Annotated in this window: 24 protein-coding genes; 16 read left to right on the top strand and 8 right to left on the bottom strand. The window is 48.9% G+C overall.

Annotated elements, in window-relative coordinates; genetic code table 11:
- The first annotated feature begins 49 nt into the window (after positions 1-49).
- Together VHE34_RS21105 and VHE34_RS21100 are read left to right on the top strand one after the other, a co-directional pair.
- Positions 50-1,048: a PDDEXK nuclease domain-containing protein gene (locus VHE34_RS21105; RefSeq protein WP_325591546.1), complete on the top strand. Its 999-nt coding sequence runs from the start codon at positions 50-52 to the stop codon at positions 1,046-1,048.
- 58 nt (positions 1,049-1,106) lie between these two features.
- Positions 1,107-1,433: a DNA-directed RNA polymerase subunit alpha C-terminal domain-containing protein gene (locus tag VHE34_RS21100; protein ID WP_325591544.1), complete on the top strand. Its 327-nt coding sequence runs from the start codon at positions 1,107-1,109 to the stop codon at positions 1,431-1,433.
- 97 nt (positions 1,434-1,530) lie between these two features.
- Here the strand turns inward: VHE34_RS21100 and VHE34_RS21095 are convergent, their stop codons facing one another.
- The 5 genes from VHE34_RS21095 to VHE34_RS21075 form a co-directional block, all read right to left on the bottom strand.
- The gene (locus VHE34_RS21095) at positions 1,531-2,259 is read right to left on the bottom strand and encodes a hypothetical protein (protein WP_325591542.1); all 729 of its coding nucleotides are present in this window, start codon (positions 2,257-2,259) and stop codon (positions 1,531-1,533) included.
- Positions 2,260-2,457: 198 nt separating this feature from the next.
- Positions 2,458-3,342, bottom strand: coding sequence for a hypothetical protein (locus VHE34_RS21090; RefSeq protein ID WP_325591540.1), 885 nt, complete (start codon positions 3,340-3,342; stop codon positions 2,458-2,460).
- Between the two features lie 130 nt (positions 3,343-3,472).
- Positions 3,473-3,949 (bottom strand): hypothetical protein, encoded by a 477-nt coding sequence (locus tag VHE34_RS21085; RefSeq protein WP_325591537.1) that lies wholly within the window; start codon positions 3,947-3,949, stop codon positions 3,473-3,475.
- Positions 3,950-4,764: 815 nt separating this feature from the next.
- Complete coding sequence (locus VHE34_RS21080; protein ID WP_325591535.1) at positions 4,765-8,352, bottom strand: tetratricopeptide repeat protein; 3,588 nt, start codon at positions 8,350-8,352, stop codon at positions 4,765-4,767.
- Positions 8,349-9,110, bottom strand: a complete 762-nt coding sequence (locus VHE34_RS21075; RefSeq protein ID WP_325591532.1) for a carboxypeptidase-like regulatory domain-containing protein — start codon at positions 9,108-9,110, stop codon at positions 8,349-8,351. The genes VHE34_RS21080 and VHE34_RS21075 overlap by 4 nt, the downstream gene beginning before the upstream one ends.
- 1,218 nt (positions 9,111-10,328) lie before the next feature.
- Here VHE34_RS21075 and VHE34_RS21070 point away from each other — a divergent pair.
- From VHE34_RS21070 to VHE34_RS21055, 4 genes are read left to right on the top strand one after another with little or no spacing between them, the layout of a single operon-like run.
- Entirely contained in the window at positions 10,329-11,327 is a 999-nt protein-coding gene (locus VHE34_RS21070) for an ATP-binding protein (RefSeq protein ID WP_325591529.1), read from the top strand.
- Between the two features lie 12 nt (positions 11,328-11,339).
- Positions 11,340-12,428, top strand: coding sequence for a DUF2201 family putative metallopeptidase (locus VHE34_RS21065; RefSeq protein ID WP_325591526.1), 1,089 nt, complete (start codon positions 11,340-11,342; stop codon positions 12,426-12,428).
- A gap of 50 nt (positions 12,429-12,478) precedes the next feature.
- Positions 12,479-13,327, top strand: coding sequence for a hypothetical protein (locus VHE34_RS21060; protein WP_325591523.1), 849 nt, complete (start codon positions 12,479-12,481; stop codon positions 13,325-13,327).
- A 49-nt stretch (positions 13,328-13,376) separates the two neighbouring features.
- Positions 13,377-14,336, top strand: a complete 960-nt coding sequence (locus tag VHE34_RS21055) for a bifunctional DNA primase/polymerase (protein WP_325591520.1) — start codon at positions 13,377-13,379, stop codon at positions 14,334-14,336.
- Here the strand turns inward: VHE34_RS21055 and VHE34_RS21050 are convergent.
- A complete protein-coding gene (locus VHE34_RS21050) occupies positions 14,315-14,677 on the bottom strand; it encodes a hypothetical protein (protein ID WP_325591516.1) in 363 nt (120 codons plus the stop codon). The two genes, VHE34_RS21055 and VHE34_RS21050, sit on opposite strands and share 22 nt — an antisense overlap.
- Before the next feature lie 50 nt (positions 14,678-14,727).
- On the opposite strand from VHE34_RS21050, the gene VHE34_RS21045 reads away from it, so the two are divergent.
- Positions 14,728-15,981, top strand: a complete 1,254-nt coding sequence (locus VHE34_RS21045) for a DUF4942 domain-containing protein (protein WP_325591514.1) — start codon at positions 14,728-14,730, stop codon at positions 15,979-15,981.
- Positions 15,982-16,199: 218 nt separating this feature from the next.
- On the top strand, positions 16,200-18,518 hold the full coding sequence (locus VHE34_RS21040) for a ParB/RepB/Spo0J family partition protein (RefSeq protein WP_325591512.1): 2,319 nt from the start codon (positions 16,200-16,202) through the stop codon (positions 18,516-18,518).
- A gap of 105 nt (positions 18,519-18,623) precedes the next feature.
- On the opposite strand, the gene VHE34_RS21035 is transcribed toward VHE34_RS21040, so the two are convergent.
- Positions 18,624-18,788: a hypothetical protein gene (locus VHE34_RS21035; protein WP_325591509.1), complete on the bottom strand. Its 165-nt coding sequence runs from the start codon at positions 18,786-18,788 to the stop codon at positions 18,624-18,626.
- Positions 18,789-18,881: 93 nt separating this feature from the next.
- On the opposite strand from VHE34_RS21035, the gene VHE34_RS21030 reads away from it, so the two are divergent.
- The 8 genes from VHE34_RS21030 to VHE34_RS20995 all read left to right on the top strand — a co-directional run bounded on the left by VHE34_RS21030 (position 18,882) and on the right by VHE34_RS20995 (position 23,809).
- On the top strand, positions 18,882-19,616 hold the full coding sequence (locus VHE34_RS21030) for a phosphoadenosine phosphosulfate reductase family protein (protein WP_325591507.1): 735 nt from the start codon (positions 18,882-18,884) through the stop codon (positions 19,614-19,616).
- A 199-nt stretch (positions 19,617-19,815) separates the two neighbouring features.
- Positions 19,816-20,307 (top strand): hypothetical protein, encoded by a 492-nt coding sequence (locus VHE34_RS21025; RefSeq protein WP_325591505.1) that lies wholly within the window; start codon positions 19,816-19,818, stop codon positions 20,305-20,307.
- A 64-nt stretch (positions 20,308-20,371) separates the two neighbouring features.
- Positions 20,372-20,629 carry a hypothetical protein gene (locus VHE34_RS21020; protein ID WP_325591502.1) on the top strand — a complete coding sequence of 86 codons (258 nt, stop codon included), beginning with the start codon at positions 20,372-20,374 and terminating at the stop codon, positions 20,627-20,629.
- A gap of 54 nt (positions 20,630-20,683) precedes the next feature.
- Positions 20,684-21,112, top strand: a complete 429-nt coding sequence (locus VHE34_RS21015; protein ID WP_325591500.1) for a hypothetical protein — start codon at positions 20,684-20,686, stop codon at positions 21,110-21,112.
- 168 nt (positions 21,113-21,280) lie between these two features.
- Positions 21,281-21,499, top strand: coding sequence for a hypothetical protein (locus VHE34_RS21010; protein WP_325591498.1), 219 nt, complete (start codon positions 21,281-21,283; stop codon positions 21,497-21,499).
- A 507-nt stretch (positions 21,500-22,006) separates the two neighbouring features.
- Complete coding sequence (locus VHE34_RS21005; RefSeq protein WP_325591496.1) at positions 22,007-22,573, top strand: hypothetical protein; 567 nt, start codon at positions 22,007-22,009, stop codon at positions 22,571-22,573.
- A gap of 57 nt (positions 22,574-22,630) precedes the next feature.
- Positions 22,631-23,008 (top strand): hypothetical protein, encoded by a 378-nt coding sequence (locus VHE34_RS21000; protein ID WP_325591494.1) that lies wholly within the window; start codon positions 22,631-22,633, stop codon positions 23,006-23,008.
- Positions 23,009-23,104: 96 nt separating this feature from the next.
- Positions 23,105-23,809 carry a hypothetical protein gene (locus tag VHE34_RS20995; RefSeq protein ID WP_325591492.1) on the top strand — a complete coding sequence of 235 codons (705 nt, stop codon included), beginning with the start codon at positions 23,105-23,107 and terminating at the stop codon, positions 23,807-23,809.
- Here VHE34_RS20995 and VHE34_RS20990 read toward each other — a convergent pair.
- Positions 23,806-24,129 (bottom strand): hypothetical protein, encoded by a 324-nt coding sequence (locus VHE34_RS20990; RefSeq protein ID WP_325591490.1) that lies wholly within the window; start codon positions 24,127-24,129, stop codon positions 23,806-23,808. The two genes, VHE34_RS20995 and VHE34_RS20990, sit on opposite strands and share 4 nt — an antisense overlap.
- Between the last annotated feature and the right edge of the window lie 232 nt (positions 24,130-24,361).

The following is a 24,361-nucleotide window of genomic DNA, read 5'->3' as shown; positions in this document are numbered from 1 at the left end:
CGGGGCACACTGCGCCCCGGATTTAGTCAACCATACATAATTGATTGTCATGCAAATAGAGCAGAGCCTTGTCCAAGATATCAGTCAGATCTGGACCGCCGCCCGGACCAAGGCGTTTACGCTGGTCAACAAGGCCCTGACCGACGCCTACTGGGCGATCGGTCAACGGATCATGCAAGCCGAGCAAAAGGGCCATGCCAGAGCTGAGTACGGCAGCTACCTGTTAAAGGAGCTTTCTCGCCAACTGACCCAACAACACGGGAAGGGCTTTGACGAACGGGAGCTGCGCAGAATGCGCCAGTTTTTTACGGCCTTTCCGAATCGGGGCGCAATGCGCCCCGAATTGACTTGGTCCCACTATCGCCTGCTGCTGCGAGTCGAAAGTCCGCAGGCTCGCCTCTACTACATGAACGAAGCCGCAGACCAGGGGTGGGCTACCCGGACCCTTGATCGCAATATCGGTTCGCTCTATTTTGAGCGCATTGTGGCCCATCGCCGGCCGTCCGCCGTAACGAGCCCTTCCGCCACCGGTGCCGCTATTTCTGCCGATGACCTCATTAAAGACCCGTATGTGTTGGAGTTTCTGCGATTGGACGTGCCCACCGGCTTCTCCGAAAACGAATTGGAGAGCGCCATTCTCAGCAAGCTCCAGCATTTTCTATTGGAAATGGGGAAAGGATTTTCTTTCGTCGGGCGGCAATACTCGATTAAAACCGACACGGCGCAGTATTACATCGATCTGGTCTTTTACAATTATATTCTGCGTGCCTTTATCTTGGTCGATTTGAAAATTGCCCCACTGACCCACCAGGACATCGGTCAAATGGACATGTACGTCCGCATGTTCGAGGATCTTCGCAAAGGAGCCGCCGACAATCCCACCATCGGCATCATCCTTTGCACAGAGAAAGACGCCACCTTGGTAAAATACAGCGTTTTGGAAGAGAACAAACAGCTTTTCGCCTCTACTTATCGTCTGCTATTGCCCACGGAGGAAGAATTGACCCGGGAAATCGACCAAGCCAAATACTACAACCAATCCCAATAGCCCACCTGCACGCTCGGTGAAGTCGCGGCTCTCTGACGTTCACACAATAGGTTCTACGATGAAAATATACTTTTTTACCGATGGGCTGCCCTTAGAAACCCAACGAGCGCTGTATCTTGAATTGAAAGATAAGTTCGAACGGCCCTCCATCGTGGACCCCGCGTTGACCGGCGACGAGCTGTTGAACGCCAATTTGGAAGACGTCGCTTACTTTGACACGCACATTTTCAATCTTCTCAAATTCGCCCGAATTCAAACTGTACGGGAACTAACGCAAACCTCCGAACAATATTTGTGTTCCATCCGCGGTTTCGGGAACGTGTCGTTGCAAAAAGTCAAGGACTTTCTCGACGCCAGGGGCTTGGCGCTAACCCGTGAGTATTAATGCATCACTACGCGGCTATCTATCCTGTAGCTCAATTGGCCTAATATTGACGAGTACAAATCTGAGCAAATGCCGACGTAGCATTTACACCCAATTTTTACCATAAGTCAGGGTGCAACCATTTGTTCAAATGAGATTCAATCAGGTGTGCTCCGTACCCCCGGATGTTGATCTCATCTCGAAGGTCCATGTACTCTTCCGCCTCAAGCAATGGGTTGACTAAAACATCGAATTTTATAGCCGGCGGCGATGGCAGCCGAAAAAGAAACCCATCTTTGGAAAAGGGCTCGGGCAGCTCCAGGACAAACCGGTATTCCGATTCATACCGAAACGCATGTTCCTTTCGGAAGACGGCATATTTTACCATGGCATCCTGAGCATCCTGCACTTTCCGTATGGTTGTCAGGTTACGATATTGGATACTCCCCTGCATCCACTGGGCACGATAGTTAAATGCGTGGTCGTTCATCGAAATCCCCTCTTTAAATAGCTTTGCCAGACTCGTCCGATAGAACCGAATGGCAGCCACTCTTCGTTCGTCTCTATCCTTAGCATAGGCATCCCAAAGTGCCAGGGACTCATTGTTCGCCAGATGCCAGCAGCTGATCAAGAACCGCCGCTTCCTTTTGGCCAGCGCTGCAAAGTCGGGTTTTTCAACAAGGAGATCCTTTAATAGCACCGATTCCATCTTGTCCCCGAATTGGTCAGCTCGCGAAAACCAGATCGCTTTTTTGTCTAAGAAATCGAAAAGATATTTCTTTGGAAGAAATCGGTAGAGGTATTTTTCCGTCAACTCGGTTGTATGGTAGGTGTCGTAACGTTTCACTGGATTTTAGGTGGCTTTTGGTTAACTATTAGTCAAACGATGGCCTCGTGCCGATCACGGGGCTTTTATGGCCGGGTTACTAAAGATGTCTCTAATAAGTTCGGTATACCTCGCCTCGAAGTGATTGTCATCCTCGAATCCGGGTGAATCTATTACCTCTGATCGGTTACAACGATTATCACGTTAGACCTTGCTCATTTAGTCGATCCCCAATTCTTCATGCATCGCTTGCCATTCTTTTCCAAATTGAATGCTTTCTAATGCAGCTTTTCGCTTTTCTTCTGGCAAGCACTGGACACAAGTTGGATACTGAAGCCCTTTGTAATTTTGTTTACATTTAGGACATAGTTCCAATTTATTTATATCAAAGTGAAATGCACACTTTTTGCAAGCAGTTATTGTGTCCTCAAAAGAAAGGTATTTAATAGTGTCGTTCAAGTAAAGCAAAAACGCCTCTTTCCCGATCTTTTCAGCATCTTTATTTTTTGCCCGTTCTCTTTGTAGCCAATACCTAATATTTGACAGGTTATGTTTGTTTCTCCATTGATCCTTTGATATAAAGCACTTATCCCGAACTTCCATTGCGTCTTCATTTTCATAAAAAATTGAAATAAGTTCATTAACAGATTTATAGGCCGGGCTGTCGAATTCGTGCCGGCATGCTTTGCAACGATACTGAGGGCGTTTTCTCACCCTTTTGTCAGGATTACTATTGTTACAATTTGGACAGAAAGGGACGGGCACATAATTATATTTATTTAGGACGTAAGTTCTAAACTCATATTTATTCACTACGGGATTAGCGTTGATATGCTCATTAGCATATGCTCTTGTTATGTCCCTTAGATACTCAGAATATCTTATAGGATGAGAAAGATGCTGTAGCGTTAATGTATCATTACTACCGCATATTTCACATTTGTCTTTAATAAATTCAGACTTCCTTTCTTTCCAATCTTTTGTATGCCAGGACCTTTGCCCTTCATTAAATTCATTCCAGTATTGGGCTTGTGCGGCTTCTAAGCCAATTTCGCCGTTCGCCAGTTTGTCCCTTAGAAGTATGGCTTCACTATATGTTAACATATCATTTTTGACTTATTTTTTGCACCTACTGTCTTTTAATCTCCCATATAAACGTGGTATTCGGAGTCATGTCTTTTAGTCGAGTGGAAAGCGATGACACAGTCATTCGCAGAACTAGCCGCTGACAGCACTAGGCAATTTTTGGTAGTCCTTTGCGCAACACTGCGCGTTGAGGAAATTGGCTAGTGCAGCCCTCCTTCAACACCCATTCTACTTTGCCTTGGGTCATTTGCAGCACCCCCTTTGCTACGGTCGTTCCGTCTTCCTCCGGGCCATCTACTATGTTGCATCGTACTTTCCCCCATTTTCGTTTTCCCGAGATAACGAACATTCTCCAGCTGGTTGGGTCAGTTCCTAAACGGACATTAAATCGGCCTTTCAATTCGCGACCCGATCCCCACGATTCCAAGTCAATATAATGCGAAAGTACGTTCCGGATTTGGCCGAGGTTGTCCCAGTTGCCTACAAATATCCGCCCTTTACGCTCAGCGCGTCCATGTTTCCACTTTAGGTAAGCGATAACTGCTTTTCCGCTTTCTTTTATCACCACGTACAAGCCCCCAATGGCGCCGAGTACTTTGGTCGTGAGGTCTATGTCGATCTTCATAAAGCATCGTTTTAACGAATTTACGTTCATTTTTGTGATTGTGGCGCCAATGCTTTAAATTCCAAAATTCCTGTTGTAGCCGAAGCTTTATGGCCACTGCCGGGTAGTCAGCATTAATGTCGTCATCAAATTATTTGGGGGGCGCTACCAGCCGCTCGCCTTGATGGGACAGCGTTGCGTCGCAATCCTTTCATCATTTGTTCCCTGATGGGGCGTGTGTGGGTTCCCCGGGGGGTGGGGGAGTGGCGTGCAAGCGCCCTTGTGGGCGTATCGCATGTTTTGTGTGCGTCATTGCTTACGTGACCCTTCCGTGAAGCCCGTCGCTGAAGGTTGAGTATCTAAAACGGCAATGACTTAATTACTTCCCAGTCAGATGTGCCCTTCTCCCGTAGGCGAGGAGAGCAGCGTTGCCGAAGGTCCTAAACCCTTGTCTGCAACGGATGATCGGAAGGGGTCTTAAATAGCCAAGAACGGCTTGAAATTCTCCTGTAAATAATGGGAATGGTTCTCCAATCAAAGGTTCATGGCTGCACATGCCAATGTCCCAATCTTTCTCTCTTGTTCGCACCCGTCGTGAATGATATGCAACACTTTAAAAAGAGATAGCATCTGGCCAGCCAATAAAGGGTGCGCACCAAGGCACGAAGGTAAGAGCTCCAAGTCCTCAAAAAGGGTGCAATGAAGCAGGTCAGTGCAACGATTCGTCTTCAGAGCCTCTCTACCTGGCCGAGATTGGTCCATAAGCGACGAGAATTGAGCTGAATGGCGGCGGAAAAGAAAGAAGATTACCTTTCGACAATAATGCGGCTTCTCAATTATTTTGAAGTGCCCACAGACGTTTTTTTTCTTATTTTGGCTAATAACAGTTTGAAACGCGGTTCATTTCTTAAGTTATTTAGGCTTTCATTTGTACTCAGCCACTTCACATCGGCAAATCCCGAATCGATTGCTTTGGTGAGGCTGTCAAGCGCCTGCTGCTTCTGTCCAATCAGAGAATAGTATATGCACCAGCTCACGAAGCCCCGAGTTGTACCCGGAGATCGTTTTTGATAATCCTCAAGCGCATTTTTGGCGTTGTCGAATTTTCCACTCCTGGCATAAGCAACTGCAACATCGCTTTTGTAGTCGCCATCTCGATAGGAGTCCGACATTAAGGAGGCGTAATTGAGTAATTCGATGGCTTTAGAGTAATCCTTCTTATGCGATTGACATGTAGCCATACTTCGATAGGTTGAAGCGATGTCGTCCTTTTCTGCTTGAACCTGATTTTGAATCTCAAGACAGTTTTTATAATAATTAAGCGCGGAATCAAAAAGGTTCAACGAGTCATATGCGTCGCCAATGTAGCTGTAAATAATTGAAAGAAAGACAGGGTCTAACCCCTTGGCTCTTTCTAAAATGTCTTTTGTTGCTTTAAAGCAATTTATCGCTTCCTGAAATCTCTGCAATTGTATCAATATAACACCCTTGCGTCCATATAGGCCTGCGTAAATGGTGTCATCCGCATGCAAGTATTTACGTCCTATTGAAATTGCTTTTTCTTCAAACCCCAATGCCGCTTCATAACGGAATGTGTCGATTAATGTTGCCGATATTTGGTGGTAAAGCCCGATAAGTGGTGAGTCCTTAACATTCGGCACTTGTTCAAAATACGTAACACTTCTTAATTCGTATTCCAACTTTTTGCCAGGATTATTCAGGGAATCGTAAAGAGTAGCTGTAAACCAATAATAATTGCCGAGAGCTGTGTTATTTCCCTTTTTTTCTAGTATTCTGTTAGCTTTATTAACAAATTCCAGGGCGTCATTTGTTTCTTTAACTTTGAAAAGGAGGCCCGATACCTCGAAGTAACAAGATGCAAGATCTAAATCAGCCGGCAAGGCTACTTCCCAAATAGCCAACGCTTTTTTTGCATGTGTTATAGCACTATCAGGCAGTCCTAACTGGGCAAATAGCTCTGCAGCTCTGAAATGAGCTAGCGCAAGTGATGTGTCAGAAGGTTCTTTCGTCGATTTTCGGATTCCGATTCCTATTAACCGATATTTTAACGCGTCTTCCTTTTGTCCGGACTGTGCAAGGCAAAAAGAATAGTTTTCGACAGCTTTTAGATATTCTGGGTCTTTTTCTTTTCCATGATTGTGCAGAATAGTCAGGCAGTTTTCCAAATCGAACAATGCGCTATCGACTTTTCCGGTGTGGAAATGATATAGTGCTGCATTGTTGTACGAGGTAGATAATGCCAAATATTGTGAATTCGCTGCTTCGATTTTGATAGCGTCTTGCTCGGCAATCAATGCAAGCGGATATTTTTCCTGCGCAGCATAAGTGCTAGCAAGAATACCATAATAGGTAGATAAGTGGGCGTGCAAAGGCCCCAGTTGCTCTTTGGTAATCGATATGGCACGTTGTACGTATTCAAGCGCGGAATCCAACTTATTGCTGTAAAGAAAAATAGCTGATAAAGTATTTAAGTATCTTGCTATTACAGCGTTTGCATTCCCGATGCGTTTTGCTTTCAGGGCTATTGCTTGTCTGCAAAGTCTTTCCGCTTCATCATATTTTTGCAGGTGCTGACAGATCAATGAAAGGGTATGGTAGCACTCTGCAAGATCGGGCAAGTCTTTTCCACCTTTTCTCTCCAGATAGGCAACCGCGTCAGAAACTAGTGTGTATCCTTTTTCGGCTTCGCCGACGTCTAGGAAACTTTCGCCAAGATTAACTATCGCCATTGCGTATCGGGGATCGTCGGGCTCTTTTTTAAGTGTTAAGAACCCAATGGCTTGCTTCCTTAAGACTAAGGCTGTGTCGTATTCTTCCAGCAAAGAATAGCTTGTGGCCAAAGAATTATAGCACCTGGCGAGATGGTAGTTGTTTTTGCCGTAGATGTTTTCGATAATAGAAATCGCTTTTTGAATATACGGTATGGACAGGTCATACTTTCCGACGGCCTGGTACAATTCTGATATCCCGATGCATGCATCCGAGATCTCTGGGTGATTGGTTCCCAAGATTGGTTCTCTTAACTGCAATGCTTTTGTTAAACACGCCTCGGCATCTTTGTAATTTGCAAGGCTTACATAGATGTCGCCCAGGTTATGCAGAGAAAGACTGTAGCTAAGAGACATGGTGTCAAAAAGCGCTCGCTTGATTGCCAAGTTTTTTTCCTGAAATTTGAGCGCCTCATTGAATTCTCCCTTTTCGTGGAGTGCGATGGCCATGTTATTATAGCATACTGCGAGTTCCTCGTTCGGGGATTTAAATAGCGCTGATTCAATATTTATGGCCCTTTGCTGGTGTTCGATGGCTTCATCGAATTTCCATAGTGAGGTATAAATTAGTCCGGTCATTGTATAACAGGTGGCGATTTCCAAAGAGGAGTCACCTAATAACTCCAGTGTTGACTTGTTTGCGAGTAGCTGTGCTGCAAGCGCTTTGTCATAGTTTGCGTCCAAGTAGTAGGCTCGGGCGGCATTTCTGGCGGCCTTCGAAAATTGATAGCGTCCGATATCAATCGATTTTCCAAGATCAACGATCTTTTCATATTGTTCAGCGGCGCTGTCATATCGAAAAAGCAATTCGAATGCCTCTGCCTTAAGTTCAAAGCTGTTCACAGCCTGCTTAAGTTGTTGTATGCTTTTCTCCTGTAACGCTTTTCCTTCCGCTTCCAATTTCTTTCCTTCATTGATGCCTGCAATTGCCTGATTGCTCAATTCAGTCAATTCGCGGTTATCCAAATATTTGATCGCATTTTCAATATCGCCTTTTTTGAATTGTTCGAAAGCTTTTATATATGACTCATTAGCAAAGTCCAGGTTTTGGGTAGCAAGATTCAATGCATACTCTGGCAGACGTTTTTCCAATTCATTAACCCGCTGCATCAATAATTTCTCTGCCTCAAATCTATCCTGGATTGTTGTCCCGAGACGTTTTTCGAGCTGATTTATGGCCGCTTTTGACTCCCTTTCTCCGGCCCTTAGCTTGGCAATAAGGGCATCTTTTTCGGCATAGAGTGCTTTCTTACTTATATCATATAGTTCTGTCTGAGCCATCGCAAGATGTCCTTTTTTTGTCAAATAGATATCGAGGGGCGCGGTCCGTCCCAGAACTACCGCTCTCAGATCATAATCGTTAACCACTTCCAAACCGGCCTTCTCTGCACTGATTTTGACTGCCTGGCCAGTCGGAATTCCGGCAAATGTCAAGGTGTATTTACCATTGTTGTCTGAATTAGCGTTCTTGCTGAACGCTGCTGTGATATAGGTGCCTTTTACGAAAATGATTTGTCCTGTCTCGTATTTGCTATTGTGGATGGACACTCGACCGGAGATGTCAATCTCCTGGCCCAGGCCGTATAAACCGGCGTAAAACAGGAGGACTAAAATTTGGGAGATTATGCGCATCATTTGGTAAGGGCTTTGAGTACTATTGGGAACTCATTTTCCGTTTGTACCGGCACATTTGATTGTTCGAATAGTTGATACCCTTTTTTAAACGCTCTAACGGTTTGATATTTTTTTTGCTTATCAAATGGGATTGAAAGGTTGTATTCTCCATACTTGTTGGAAAATGTCTCTGATCCTAAAATGGCTATCCTTACGCTATCAATGGGTTGACCGGTTTTGAAATTCGTGACGGTACCCTTGATGTTTGCAAGCCCATAGAGCTTTACTGCTAAGGAGACGTATTGTCCGGATGTAAGGTGATATTGAGAATCCGGCGAAACACTCCGGTAGGGCTCGTTTTGAGGGTCGATAAATGTGAGTTCGACCGTCTTTTCTGAATTGAAATACTGTATAGGGACCTGCTTGAAGGTCGCTTCCCCTTTTTCATTTGTTGGTTCCACTACGTCTGCATCTCCATAAATCAGTTTTACTTTTCCTCGGTTTGGTAAAACCAGGTCGTCCTTTCCTTTTTCGCCATGAACAAGGACTGTGACGATCCCGGTAGTTCCTTTGTCATGAAAATAGAGGTATATACTGTAGCCTGACAAACTCCACACCATGCACATAAAAAGCAGGATTACGGTATAGCCTTGTCTTTTGGTTAGGACTGGGAATATCTTTTGTCTGATAACTTCCCTGAAAAGGATTAGAAAGACGCCTAGGGCCAGCCCTGCGAAGCCTGCGATCAGACCCCATTCCTTTACAAAATTTACTTCCATTTTTCTACTCGGTTTTTGGTTATGGTTTGCCGTTTCGACGCAGTGAACCTTTGGGGAGACGGCGTAATGCTATCAAAAGATAATCTTTTTGTTTAAAATTTCCAACGGGAGGTCGATCTGGTCCTTGCCAGGTAGGTTGATCTTCAGACTTTTTGTTCCCCAGTAGTTTCGGTTAACATTCCAGGCCACAAAAAGCGCTTATCCTGATATACAATATCCATTGATGCTTGCACTGCGTTACCTGTAATGCATTGGAGAAGGCAGTTTATTTGATAGATAGAGCCGAGTTCGGTTCATCATATCTATTTTTCCTAGTTGCATTTTTTTCGTCAATACCTGACGACCTATCTCAAAGCGGCGAAGCTTTTTATTTACATCTAAGTATCCCGAGCGGTTCTAATGCACTTTTTTGCAACGGCGGTTCTTCTTCGATGGGTATTTTTTGCAATCGGTTTATGTGTCGTTCCTTGATGCGCGATGAGGTTCCCGGATGGGGAGCGGGTTGCTCGCTCCCCGCGTGGCGTGCGAGCGTCGGCCGCCTGTCCTGCAACTTGTATTGCACGTCGGCGACATCCCTGGTCGTAGACGATGTCAGATCTCGAACTGCCTCGATTAGATTCGGCATGACTGCCCCTTTCCGTTATGCGAGTGTGTACTGATCGGCGATGGTGCTGGCGCCAGGATGCTTACACGTCGCCGCAGCCATCTGAAACAGACATGAACACATTCATCTAGTCGGCAGAATAAACAGAGTCCGTCCGGATCAGGGCGATAGCAACCTCGGCGAAAAGTCACCCCGCCACAACCTATGCCTGGACGCAAGGTGAATCTCCTACAATATTTATTAATCAAAAGAATCCGGCCAAGCTATAAAGGGGGCGTCTAACAAGGCACGAAGGTAAGGGCCCTTGTTTTCAAAAAGGGCGACGCAAAACGGAGGGGTGCAACGGCTCGCCTTCGGCGCCTGCACCAGCGACGGGGGTGGGGTGGGCATGGGGACCCACCTCTTTTTGTGTGCCCATTTTGAAGGGGCCCTTGTGTGGGCGCCTTTCTTTTCGCCCCCTTTATAGTAAACCAGATTCCTGTCCGGGGCGCAGGAAATCACTAAAAATTATCACGATGCAACAAATGATTCACCGCTGTCGCGTGCCAACGGTTGCTGTTTTTTTTCCAGCTAACCCACGCAATCAAGTCTTTCATCCATAAAAATTATAACAGATGAATCCAACACTCTTATCTGGTTATTTGGCAAAAGCCATTCCCCGAAATTATCCGGTATTGCTGGCGGGTAAGCCCGGCATCGGCAAAACGGACATCATCACGGCAGCGGCGGAAGCCGCGGGAGCCGAGCTGATCATTTCGCATCCAGTTGTCTCGGATCCCACCGACTTTAAGGGGCTCCCCTTTCCGACAGGAGATGGCCGCGCCGAGTTCCTGCCCTACGGCGACCTGGAACGATTGGCCAAGGCCGAACATAAAACCGTATTCTTCCTGGATGACCTCGGACAGGCGTCGATCAGCGTGCAGGCAGCCTGTATGCAATTGATCCTGGCGCGACAGATCAATGGTCACCGCGTGAGCAATAACGTCGAATTTCTGGCGGCTACGAATCGCAAGATCGATCGGGCGGGCGTGTCGGCCTTTCTGGAACCGTTGAAGAGCCGATTCTTTTCGATCCTGAAACTCGATGTCAGCGCCAAAGATTGGGTGAAATGGGCCGAGACCCATGAAATGCCGCCTGAATTGATCGCTTACATCCAATTCAACCCGGCTGCCCTGGAAGATGCGAAACCCAACGCCGACCTGGAAAACTCCGTCTCTCCCCGGACGTTAGCCCATCTGGGACGCCAACAAACGGATGGACTGGACCCCGAGGAGGAGGCGGAAGTCTTCGCTGGTGCGGTAGGCGAGGCATTCGCCATCGAATACCGCAATTTCCTGGCCCTTTGCCGGCAGATGCCCCGCTTGGATGCCATTATCGCCGACCCTGGCCGCGCCATGGTCCATCCCAACGCATCGGTGATGTACGCCATTTCCGGCGGGCTGGCCCGCATCATGAACGATGCCAACATCGGCCCGATCTGCACCTACCTCGACCGGGTAGAGCCGGAGTTGTCGGTCGCCTGTATGATCAATGCGACCAATCGGAACCCGCAATTAAAAAACAACCGGGAATACGCCGTTTGGGTTGGCCAACACCACAAGGCCATCATTTAAAACTTCAACAGTATGGATGTTATTGAAAAACTCACCAAAGCAAAGGTTCTCCTGATCATTCATCAGCCCTTCTATGCCAGCCTGGTTCTGCCCTTGCCGATCGTCGCGGACGCATCCGTGGAAACGGCCTATACCGACGGAACAAAAATTGGGTACAACCCGTCGTTTCTGGACGAATTATCGACGGAAGAAGTGGCCGGATTGTTGGCGCATGAGGTTATGCACATCGCCCAACTGCATCATTTGCGGATGAAGGACCGGGATGCTGATCGTTGGAATGAAGCCTGCGACTACGCCATCAACCCGTTGCTGCTCCAGTCCGGGCTTAGGCTGCCGCCAGACCCTTTGGTCGACAAGCGGTACAACAACATGGCAGCCGAACAGATCTATACCTTGCTGCCACCGCCTCCGCCCAATCAACAGCGCGCTACAGGGATGGGAGAAATCCGTCCTCCATCGGCCGCAGAAGAGCCTGGGCAGCAGGAGGACCGGATCAAGCAGGCTGTGGCACAGGCCATGCTCGCGCAGCGTCTAAAGGGGAAAGTGCCCGAACATCTCAACCGCCTGGTGCAGGAGCTACTCCGGCCAAAAGTCAACTGGCGCGAAGCGCTGGCCCGGTATCTGACCGAGCTGACGCGCAACGATTACAGTTGGAAAAGGCCCTCGCCGCGCTATCTCTACCTAAAAGTCTTTCTGCCGGTGCTGGAATCCCTATCCACCGGCAAGCTGATCCTGATCGTCGATACGTCGGGTTCTATTGACGATGAGATATTGCGACAGTTCGCCGGCGAGTTACAACAGATATGCGATACGTTTTCTATCGGCGTGCAGGTGCTCTATGTCGATTGCATCTTTCAGGGGATGCAGGAGATCGAGCCCGGTGATACCATTCGACTAGAAGCCCAGGGAGGCGGTGGCACGGATTTTCGGCCTGGATTCCTCTTTATCGAGGAGCAAGACCTCCAACCCCGCGCTGTGCTGTATCTGACCGATGGCATTTGTGACCTCTTTCCGGAGGAGCCCGACTATCCCGTCCTCTGGGTCCAGTTCGGCGACTTCTTGTTCGAGCCACCCTTTGGGGATCGCCTCCGGATCGCCTGACGCCGGTCCTTTATTCGATTTTTTCATTGTTCACCTTAAAAATAATAGCCATGAAATCGTTAGCCGACAAGTGCATGCTTGTCAACATCCGCTTTGGCCAATGGACGGCCAAGAAATATGATAAATCCGTGTCCGGTGAGATCGAACGGCAACACAATGCGACCAACGCCGGGCGGTACAACAAAACGCTTATCCCGGAAGAATACCTTGCCAACATTCACAGCATCGTGTCGGCGGCCCGGGGATTTCTCAAAGAACAGACCCTCCCGTGGGGGGACAACAGCGACCGGCTGATCCAGTCTGCCGATGTCATCGGTTTCCTCGATCAATTTAGAACCTACAAAGATCAATTCGATGCCGAGGTCACTTCTTTCATATCAAAGTACGAACAATTGAAACAGGAGGCCAGCTGGAAACTCAATAGCCTGTACCGCGAATCAGACTATCCAACCGCGGGCAGGCTGAAGAAAAAATTCTTCATAGAAGTGTCTTGTCTGCCCATTGGCAATGTCGACGACTTCCGGGTAACAGTGGACCCTGCTGAACTCGAACGATTGAAGGCCGGCATGCTCAAAGAATATCAATCCCGCATGGCCGAAGCCACACAAGACATTTGGAACCGCATTTCCCGGATCGTCGGTCACATGGCCAGAAAGCTGTCCGATCCGGACGCCATTTTCCGGGACAGCCTCGTAGGCAACGTGCAGGATTTGATCGGCTTGCTGCCGAAGCTAAATTTTTCCGAAGACTCCGTGATCGATGAGGTGATCGACGACATGCGCAGGTTGATCGTCGACCCGGATACGCTTCGAACAGACAGCCAGATACGGAGCCGCGTTGCCACGGAGGCGCAGCAGATTTTGGAACGGTTGGGGATTGCTGTGGCAGAAGCCGCCTGACAGGTGACGACCGTCACCATCTTTCTACTTCACGATTAATTTATTTGTTATGAATGAACTCGTATCTTTTGCGCTGCAGTATCGGCAGTGGGGACTTTCTGTTGTCCCTGTCCAGGCCAATAAAAAAAGCGTCTCGAATTGGAAACGCTATCAGCAGTGGCGGATGTCGCCCCGGGCGATTCGTGTTTTATTCAATCATCCGTTGGCGGCCGGCATTGCCGTGGTATGCGGACCCGTTAGTGGCAACATGCTCGTGATCGACATCGACGTCAAAAACGACCTGTCCGGATGTCTGGTGCAATCTTTCGGCGGTCAGGTTCGGAGCCGGTATCCGGACATTTTTCAAAAATTGACGATCGCTTCTACCCGAAGCAGCGGCTATCATTTCCTTTTTCGCTGTGACAATCCCGGCCGCTGCATGGTCCTCGCCCGGCGTCCGACCACCGATCAGGAACGGCTGACCAATCCTCATGTTCGGGTAAAAGTCCTGATCGAGACGAAGGCGACGGGCGGCTACGTGGTCGTCTATCCAACGCAAGGCTACCGCGTTCTCCGCGGCAACTTGCAAGCCCTTCAGGTGCTTTCAGAGGTGGAGCGCAATCAACTCTTCGACCTGGCCCGGTCCTTTAACACCCTGCCCGACCTGCCGCCCATCCGCCGGCCGGGGTCCGTTCCTTTCTATTATGCGGGGAGTCCATTCGCCGACTACAATGCCCGGGGCGACTTTGAGCAGGTTTTGCTCAGTTATGGCTGGACGTTCGTTCGGGAAAACGCCGAACGGACCTATTATCGGCGCCCAGGCGAAACCGATCACGATACCTCCGGGAATTATCACCATGCACTAGGTTTATTTGTGGTCTTTTCCACCAGTACCGAATTTATTCCCCGCAAGGGATACCGGCCGGCCGCCATTTACGCCGTTCTCGAATGCCGGTGGGATTTCAAACTGGCCGCCAAACGACTTATCGACGCCGGATTCGGTACACCTTACTGGAAAATGAGGCAGTAAGATTTTTCATTTGAACGCTGGTTTCCGCCACGCTGGATCGGGTAGCCCCGACTCCCGCGTGGCTTTTTTTTAACATTAAATCTTCCCATATGTTTTCTGATAATTTTTTTCCCACACCCCCGGATGTTATCGAACGGATGTTGGACGGGGAATTGATTAAGGGCAAAATCGTCCTCGAACCTTCTGCCGGCAAAGGCGACATCGTTGACTATTTGCTCAACGAAGAAGCCGCCGATGTGCTCGCCGTGGAGCTTCACCCGGACCTTCGGGCGATCCTGGCGACCAAATGTACTCTTATCGGGCAGGACTTTCTGCTCCTGCAGAGCCACCAGATCAGCCATATCCATTTGATCGTCATGAATCCCCATTTGAAGCCGAGGACAGCCATATTTTGCATGCGTTCGAGATCGCTCCGCCGGGCTGCCGGATCATCTCGCTGTGCAACGCCGGCAGCTACGAGAATTTCCGGTCAAAGACCAAATCCCGCCTTCGGCAAGTCGTCCACGAACATGGCAGCATGGAAGAACTAGGTGCCTGCTTCTCGCGAGCGGAGCGGCAAACGGCCGTTCAAATCGGGCTCATCAAGCTCCAAAAGCAGGGAGGCGATCCCCAGACCGAATTCGAAGGATTCTATCTATTCGACGAGGAGGAGCCGCAAGCCAATGGCTTATTGCCCTACAACGCTGTTCGGGATTTGGTGAATCGCTATGTCGAAGCTGTTCGGATATACAGCGAATACCTCACCGTCGCCGTTCGGCTGACAGCCATCATGGAGGGGTGTTTTCAGTCAGATATGGCTACACTCCTCACGCCAGCCGATTACAACGCAAAGCGGAACGAATTTAAAAAGCAATTGCAGAAATCGGGCTGGATGTACCTCTTTCGAAAGCTAAATCTGGAAAAGTATGCGACCAAGGGTCTGAAGGAGGATATCAACCGGTTTGTGGAGACCCAATACCAAGTTCCGTTTACTATGCGCAACATCTACCGGATGTTGGAGATCGTACTTGCCACATCGACACAACGCATGGACAAGGCGATCCTGGAAGTCTTTGACCGGATAACTGCCCACCATCACGAAAACCGGCTCAACTTGGAAGGCTGGAAGACCAACGGTCATTACCTCGTGGGCTATAAATTTATCCTGCCGTATATGTGTTACAAAGATCAACGATTTTACAAGGGGCAAGACAAGATCCAGACAAGCTACGGCGGAAATTGGGATTTGGTCGAAGACCTCGTAAAAGCCCTGTGCTATATCAGTGGCGATGACTACGAAGCAATGGGCGACCTTCGAAGCTGGATCAGTCATCCATATAAAGTCATTACCGATAAGCGGGTATATTTCCGCTTCACGATAGAAAATTGGCAAGGCCAGGCGGCCAAAGCAGAAGAATTGTACCAGCAAGGGGTCGCTTACCGGTTGCTTCATCTCGAACCCGTATATGGTCAATGGTTCGATTGGGCTTATTTCCGGGTAAAGGCATTCAAAAAGGGGTCTATGCACTTTGAATTCAAAGATAAAGATGCGTGGGCCCGGTTCAACCAGCGGATCGCCCGACTAAAAGGATACTCCTTATTTGAAGGCAAACCACAGACCGCGTACCAAAAACGCCAGGCTGGTTATACCGCCCCACGCCGTTGAAGGGAAAGGTGTCTCCCATACCCGTCTGCCCGAGTACAGCCTCTCCTTCATCGATTAAAGATGACCGTTGCAGCCATTGTTCGGACGGCTCCTTCTTGCCGCCGCTTTGGCTGCACCAACAGGATGGCCCCCATGTGTGCCCCCGGGAGGGGGTAGGGGGGCACACATGGGGGCTTTATCCTCTCGCCTCTCATTTTTTCATCAATAAAATAAATAACATGAGCACAAGAAAGAAGAAGAACGGCATCGCCGTCTCCAGTGGGACCGTCGAGAACCTGGCGGTAACTCGACCCGGTCGAAAGAAGACCACGGCACCTACCCACGAGCAAATGGATGTACCGTCGTCTCCAAGGATCCGGATTCCACTCGAAAAGATCGATTTCAGTCCCTTTAATCATCGAAAGTTCATCCACCCCCGTAAGCTGGAGGAACTGTCCGCCAGCATCGCGAAGCTCGACGTGATCGAGGAAATTACGGTGCGCATCACCGTTCCCGGGCGGTTCGAGTTGGCGACCGGCGAACGAAGAGTCCGGGCTGCTCGCATCGCTGGCTTGATCGACATTCCCGCCAACATCCGGGAATTGACCGATGAACAAGTCATCGAAATGCAGCTGGCGGAAAATTTTGAGCGCCAAGACCCCCATTTCATGGAGGAAGCCTATGGGATCGACCGCTGGGTTAAGCTCCATCGGCCATTGAAAGACGTCGCGGCCCGGATGGGGCGCCCCGACAAATACGTATATGACCGTGTCAAGCTGCTGGACCTCGTCGAGCCGATCCACGAAATGGCAATGGCGGATTGTTTCACGTTTAGCGAGTGCCTGGCCATTGCCGGAATTTCTCAGGATGCCCAACAGAACTTCTATGACACGCACTGCCAATCCTGGAAAGATACGCCCCATTTTAAAGTAAACCGGCTGGACTTTATTCTTTCCAGCTACCATTGCCGGTTGTCCGCCGCCAAATTTGACATCCGGGACGAAACACTTATGCCCGCTATGGGTGCCTGTATCACTTGCTCTCACAACACAGGCTGTATCACGAGCATGTTCCCCGAGGAGGAAACAACCGCCAAATGTACCAAGCGTTCCTGTTTTGCTGAGAAGACCAAGGCATCGTTCTTCAGAAGTGTGGCCGATTTTGTTGACCAGAACAATATTACTGCCTTTCTTGCGCAAGCCGAGCCAGCCGGTCTCGAAAAGGACGCGGTCGATTATTTGGCCGCCCACAACAAGCCCTTGGCCGTGGTTGAATCCTCTTCTGTAACGGAGGTCCTTGTACCCAAGGAGCCCGTTAAGGAACTTTTTATGAAAAGGACCACAGGAGACCAGTACCCGGACGAGTATTTTGAGGAGGAAGAGGATTACAGTGGGGAAGGGGGATCGGTTAATGACGACGAAAATGGCTTTAGCGATGAAGAGGATGAACCCGATGAAGAAGAACAGTATAGTGAGGAGATCGAATACGACGAGGAGGAGGAACAACAGCCACAGGGATCGGATACGGCCGATCCTGAACTCGAAGACTCCGCTAATACCGAATCCGCGCCGTTGATCTTCAACGAAAAGGCCTACGACGACGCCATGGGTCGGTATCGCGAACGACAGGCTGACCACGAGAAATTGATCGCTGAATTCCCGCTTCAATTCGGCCTGCGAATAGGGTATAACCAGTCGCTTATTCTTGTGACGTTTATTAACCGGCCTCGTCCAGCTGCTGTTAATGCAAGGAACGAGGCTGTACAACTTACCTCCAAAGAAGTACAGGAAGCCATCAAGCAAGGCAAAGCAACGCCTGCAATGCTCGATGGCGAGCTTAAGCGAAGCCAGCAATGGATCGTTAGAAAGGAAGAGATCGATGCAGAGAAGACGCAAAAAACCATCTACGATCAGTTCAAGCATCGGATGACAGAAGACGCGCCTTCGACGACCTTGACCGACGCGGACATTGTGGGCCGCCGCTGGTTCATGTACCAGGGACTCAGCTACTCCGATCAGGGCCAGGTTGATGCACTCTTATTCCCTGGGCTGGATCAGATGCGACGCGAAGGCCCTTCTATCGAAGACTTTAAAAAGTTAACAGATGACCAGGAAGGCATCCTGATAAAATTTGCGGTGATGGGCCGTGACCAAACCAAAATTCCTACAGAGGTGGCCGGTCAGGTGCTGTATCAAATGGCGCAGCCGTGGGTAAACGTGGCCGCTGTTGAAACGAAATACCAGGCTGGTGCCGAAAAGCGACGCAGCAATCACCGTGATAGAACCCGCAAATTGCAGACAATCATCGCGGAGCTCGACCCAGATCGCCCGAAAGTCTTGCCAGCTTGGGCGACCTCCCTCGCCGTGTCTGACTGTACGACAATGGAAGACTTTCTGCAAAAGTACCTGATCCCTGACGCCTTTTCTTCGGCAGGCGAAGATGTTCGGGAACGAGCGCTCTACGCCGCCCGACAGGAACAGAAGGTGCACGGCTTTGCGTCCATAGACCCGACGAAAAGCAGTACGGGCAAAATGGTTGTCTTTATTCCTAACAAATAAACAACGCCTCGCAGTAAATGCGTCTCCAGACGATGGCAGACGCATTTACTTTTTCGGGCTTGCAATGCCCTCGATTGTTCATCAAAAATGAGTTTCATGGTATCATTAACTAAGCAGCTGGCCGATTCCACTATACCGATGATGGCGGCTATTCGATGTGGTACCCAGCCAATTGTCGTTGCTTTCAGTGGCGGAAAGGACAGCGTCGCGATGGTGCTCTACCTGCTGGAGCAGGGCATTGATCCTTCCCGCATCCATCTCCACCATCATGACGTTGACGGACGAGGCCCCAAGCTGTTTGATTGGGAATGCACCGAAAGCTATTGTCGGGCGTTTGCCGATGCTTTTGGGCTGTCCTTATTCGTGTCTTACCGTCAAGGGGGCATCCTCCGGGAGATATACCGACTGAACGAACCTCGGCAGGATATCTACTACCAGGAAGTACCCGATGGCTCCTTTCTGCGGATCGACGCTAGTGCCCGCGCGATAAATACGCGGCTAAAGTTCCCTGCTGTTAGCGGTAACCTGTCCATCCGTTGGTGCAGTAGTACGGTCAAAATCGACGTGCTGGCCGCGGCGATCCGGCGCCACCCAGCCTACTCCCGTGATGTCGTGGTATTGACTGGCGAACGCCGCGAAGAAAGCAAGGTCAGAAGCGGCTATAAGGCAATCGATCGCTATTCCGCGGCTACCAAAAAACGCAGAGCGGTACTATGGCGCCCCCTGTTGGGCTGGTCGTCAGCAGACGTCTGGGCTATTTTGGCCCGGTGGAAAGTACAACCGCACCCAGCCTATATGCTCGGCTGGACCAGATGTAGCTGCCAGCTTTGCATCTTCGGGTCAGTCAATATATGGGCGACCCTGCAGCTGATGGCACCCCACAAGATAGAGGCGATCGCTCGTATTGAACAAGAAATCGGGTTTACCCTGTTTCCAGGCACGACTATCAAAGACTACGTCTCCCGTGGAGTTGCCTTGCCAGCACAGTCGGCGTATTGGGTCCAACAAGCCACAGGTTCATTTACTGCGCCCGTCCGCCTCGATGATTGGAGATGGCCTCCGGGTGCCTTCGGAAAGGAATCCGCAGGAGCATCCTAAGGATAGGTGTCCGAAAGACTGCGCTCTACATCACCGTTTCAACTAGCATTTCATTGAGAACTAATGATGACCTAGCTGGCAAGGTAAATTCTGTTCATCCAGTCAGGGCGGGAGGAACGTCCGATTCAACACGGGACGCTAAGTAGGGCATGGCTCTTCGGCCCCGTGATCTATTAAGCAATATTTAAAAATAATATCCATGTTAATTAAAAAAAGCTTGTCCTGGGAGTACATCAGCTCCACCTACCATCTGGTCTTTCCCGGCTACTACGATTCGGCTGCACCTTGGAAGAGTATTCAGGAATGCTTTGTAAGCAAAAAGACCCTGAGTGCCGTACTACAGGCGGTAGAAGAGGAAAAAAGGATCAGCGGGCCGCCGACTTTTGAAGGAGAACAGGTCATCCTATCCGTCGGCGAAAGAATGATCGTTCTTCAGCCCGAAACGATTCGACACGAGCGAAGGATGCTTTCCCTTTACCGGCTTCGCTGCCATCAGCTCGGCATTCACTCATTTTTCAATTTTAGCGCCTCCAACGACGATCGGTTATTCAGCTTTAACGACATCTATAACGCTGTGCTCGCCGGAGCAAGAGATGGATTTGAAGCCGCACTCGCAGGTAAGAAGACCATCGGTGGATTATCGTTGACCGAATACGCCTGGGCCTATACCGAGCGGCAGCCAGGTAGTTGAGGATCCTTTTCCCAATTATTTAATGTAACGGCCGTCACACCCGATAGCTGTGATCTCTTTCGCCATGACAACCAGTGTCAAAAATGTCCCCTTTACAGAAGAAATCTTGCTGTTCCGGAATCAGAAGCTCCCGCCGACGCCGATCGCCGTTTTGTACGCCTTTGCCGATTGTTTGGTCACCCGCGGAGTCGAGTGGCTACAATCGGAGGAAGCCAAAGCGATGACCCATACTATCAATATGAGTGTGCATGGCCGCGACTATCGGATCAATGGAAAATCCGAGCAAAAGAGGCTGGAAGAAGTCTTTACAGAAGATGTCTGACTAATTGTTCACCATTAAACCCCCGTGTGCACCGGGTTCCTGTGCGCAAAAAATATGAAGCAATTGAATGTAAGAACAACAAAAATTATCCTGCTGTTTCTATTGAAACTGCAAGGACTAAAAGAAAAACGGCTAACCGCGATAGGGCACAAGGATGTCCTCGTCTCAAAAGGCCCCGAAGTAAGGTTTGGGCAGAGTCCAGGTTATCTTTTAGACATTGGAGTCCTGTTGCCGGACCAGAAAGATAAGTACGAATATCTGATGACTTTTTTGGTGGTTGACCGTCGGGCCGAGGTAGGTTCTCGACTGGCTTTGCAGGTGTATCCCGTTGCTACCAAAGACGATGCCAACAACGTAAATGAGGTGTGTGTTTTTTTCAAGGGAAATGTCGTCATTAAATATGATCTCCGTCTGCAACGGAATCAGGCCAAACGAGCCTTTGACTGGCTTCACGAAGCGAAGGTCGCGGGATATCTCCAATAGCGACCCGTAGCCGGCAGGCTGCATTCTTTCACCCAATCCATGCGCAAGATGAGTCGAAAAAGAAGGCGATGTGAGTCGTCTCAGCTTCCTATTGTGTTTCCGCCTCTGGCTAGTGGAGATCATTGGCAAAATTGGCGGAAATGCAAACTGCTGTACCCTGATCGTATCGTGATCCTCGTGGAATTGCCCTTCGGATTTACCCTGTACGATGATGCCACAGCCCTGCGGGTCATCCCGGATTGCCGGATCGAACCTACGGCCGACATGAACGGGTGCTACTTTTTATACACGGACATGGGGGCGATTTTGGAAGGAGCGCGAAGATCGAACATCGATATCGTGATCTGCGATCCTCCGGAGGATGGAGCCTGCCATTTATTCAATTAAGAAAATCTATTAATTATTTAACCAAGCACTTATGGACAAAAGGACGTCGAACGGAATCAAATACACGGAAGAATTGGTGAATTCCAACGGATCTGGGTATATCCTTTATCCGGACCCTGAACGCCCCGCGGACCAAATCGAATCCGCGATTCGAGAGATTGAAGATAGTCAGGATGTTGTCTGGATCAGAGTCGCGAATGAAGAAGACCGGGACAATTTATTTAAGTCGGAAGTCTTTCAATTGCCGGCAGTGCGACCGCTTAGGTGGTACGAGATTAACGACGACCCCACGTTGATCCGACAGGCCCGAAGGTCGGAGATGACGCCAGAAGAATATGCTACGAAATGGGTGTTGCCTTTCACTGCACAGGTTAAGGCGGCACGAGAGGCCTATTTTGGAAAAGACTTGGATCAAGTATAGTCACTGGACGTTTTTATTTTTTCCCTTTTAATCAGTGGCGAGGCAATCAAAGCTTCACCCTTTCTATTTATCAAAACTGAAACAGCATGAAACGACAATCCCCGCCGGTCATTCAACAGCGTTTGTTTGACGTAGAACCTGAGGAGCCTAAATCAGTTGCGGGAGCACAAAAGAACAATGGCGACGACTTCGTATTTGAGATCATGGATGCCCTGCAGTCTCCCATTTTAACCTTCAGTCACAATTGGGCCGACATGATTCCGGGCAGGATCATCGAGATCATTCCGATTGCTCGCTTGGCTGCCCTCTTAAAGAAAGAGAGGACGGCGACCTACGTTGAAACAACGGCTTATCTCTTTACAAGAACACTGGAAGCGCCTATGCCGTCTGACTGGGTTGATATTTATACGCATGTAAGCTGTCGCACGCTTCAAATTTGGTTTGGAGAGGACAGATGGGAAGATGTGAGCGCGCCCAAGGAGCTCAACGACTGGCTTTTGTCTCAATTAAGTGGCCTGCGCGATAAGATTTATGAACGGAGGCGGAAAATCCTCAAGGACCGACTTAAAGGTTCCAATTCAATGAAAGAGGCCGAGTCGGTGCAACGAAGCCGGCCTCCGGCACAGAATCAGCAGTCTTCTTTATCTTTCTAAGAGTTTGATAAGTAAGGACTAAGCATGGCTACAAATTTTCACAACAAAAAAAATAGTATGAAGCATATTTCGATCTTAGGAGTGGATTGTACGATTGAATTCGACCTTTATAGGAACAAGACGGTTGCTATGACAGCCATCCGGGCGACGGATGGAGAAGAGTGGTGTGTCCTGACCGTGAATTACGAGCGGTTTTTTGAGGGAAAGGATTACAGTAAGCATTTCGTATTTCCCCTGGTGGTTATAAAGAACGGCGACATCAACCAAGGTGTTTATGAGGACCTGGTCCGGGACGGGGCCATCGAGTCCGGACCCTATTTATCGGGTACAGGCCGTACTGTCCAGGTAGGAAGGTTAACACCTGAGTGGCAGACCCTGGCGAGACAACAACTGAAACTGCCACCAGAACCGGGTGAAAACACCCTTCTGAAATAAGAAAAATACCGACTGCAAAGTGTATTTGACCTTTGCCCGATAACGAAGAGACTTGTAATTTCAACCTCTTAAATGGTGCGGCTAAATTCATTAAAGATGTTGAAATCTATCTACATTTTTAGCATTCTTATAAACCTGACTGCCAATTTCTTGGCGCTTGCCATTGGGGTCGCTTGTTGCTATCGAAATCGGAATCCTTCCTACGTAAGGATATTTCCCGTCTACCTATTCGTTTCGGTTGCCATCGAGTTATTGGTAAACGAATTTGTATCCAGGCTGTTTCATTTTAAGCCTTTCGGCGACTATCAAGACGTTGCTAGCAACGCGATATACAACTTGTACACACCCTTTGAACTGTTCATCTTTAGCTGGTTCCTTTTGCGGATTATTCGATCGGTTCTGATCAAGAGGTTGCTTGTTGTTTCTGTGGTAGCATACGGTTTATTTTTCATCACTTATTCCTGGAGATTCGGGATTGGTAGTCAGCTAAATACCGTCGCGATCCTATTGGAAAGCGCCGTCATCATCATTCCTTGTCTCATCTGGTATTGGGAGCTTTTCTCCCGTAATGAATCGTTGGACTTGATGAAAGAGCCGGCGTTCTGGTTGGTCACGGGTATTTTTTTCTACCTGGCAACTATTATTCCCTTTTTTATTGGTAGCATCTATCTTACGAACCATGGTTTTTTGAAGGTGACCGCTGGCCTCTTCTCTATTAATAACTTCACGCTTGTTGTTACCTACATTTTGTTTATCAAGGGATTCACCTGCAGAAAGGAGACATCAGACTTGTTGAGTTAGTAATCGTCTTTATTGTATCCACGGGTCACCCGCCCTCCTCGGCTTGAACGCATTTCTTCAAATTCGTCGTATTCTGGGCTGTCATACAAAGTGCCCGTAGTGTCGAGTTCTTTCTCTGCTTCAAACTCCGGATGTTCCAAATATAAGTCATCATCACTTTCTTTCAATTCCACACCCTCATCGGAACTCGGACCGTCATCGTCTTTTATTCGGTATTTTGCTCTGAAGGCGGGAGTCAATTTGAGGTAAGCTGCCTCCGTCAAGATCGGCTGCAAGCCTTCTTCTTCGTCAATCAATTCATAAGTAAATTCATTAAGCATGGGAAGGAAGTTTAGTTGAACAAATAAAAATAGTCAGTTTTACGGTCAAAAAGTATATTTCTGTAGGCCAACGGCAAATGCGATTGGCTCGTCATCTCTGATTTTGTTTCATGGTTGGATTAAAGTTTAGAATGTCAGGTGGTATAGGTAAGGTATATAATTTACTATTTGGCAGGAGTTGGTAGGCCATTCCGTTGAGCGTTCGGGTGAGGGTGATGTTCCGTCCTTCGAG

Origin of the sequence: Puia sp. (assembly GCF_035546395.1) — a bacterium.
In the GTDB taxonomy this organism is placed as follows: domain Bacteria; phylum Bacteroidota; class Bacteroidia; order Chitinophagales; family Chitinophagaceae; genus Puia.
This window is presented reverse-complemented; position numbering and strand designations above follow the sequence as displayed.